This is a genomic window from Massilia sp. Mn16-1_5, assembly GCF_004798585.1.
GTDB lineage: Bacteria > Pseudomonadota > Gammaproteobacteria > Burkholderiales > Burkholderiaceae_D > Telluria.
This window is the reverse complement of record NZ_PPXQ01000067.1, coordinates 1-481: the sequence shown is the minus strand read 5'-3', so window position 1 is coordinate 481 and position 481 is coordinate 1. Positions and strand designations below refer to the sequence as shown.

Sequence of the window (481 nt, the reverse complement as noted above, 5' to 3'; positions counted from 1 at the left end):
TCTCGCGCGACTACCCGGGTATCTAATCCTGTTCGCTCCCCTGGCTTTCGCGCCTCAGCGTCAGTTTTCGTCCAGAAAGTCGCCTTCGCCACTGGTGTTCTTCCTAATATCTACGCCTTTCACCGCTACACTAGGAATTCCACTTTCCTCTCCGATACTCTAGATCAGCAGTTTCCATCCCATCACGGGGTTAAGCCCCGAACTTTTAAGACAGACTAACTGATCCGCCTGCGCGCGCTTTACGCCCAATAATTCCGGACAACGCTTGCCACCTACGTATTACCGCGGCTGCTGGCACGTAGTTAGCCGTGGCTTTCTATTCCGGTACCGTCAATTCCTCTAACTATTCGCAAGAGGACCTTTCGTCCCGATTAACAGAGCTTTACAACCCGAAGGCCGTCATCACTCACGCGGCGTTGCTGCGTCAGACTTTCGTCCATTGCGGAAGATTCCCCACTGCTGCCACCCGTAGGCGAGTAAT

Annotated in this window: 1 rRNA gene; it reads right to left on the bottom strand. The window is 53.6% G+C overall.

What is annotated here, in order from left to right:
* Positions 1–481, bottom strand: a 16S ribosomal RNA gene (locus C2862_RS25575); the annotation flags it as partial.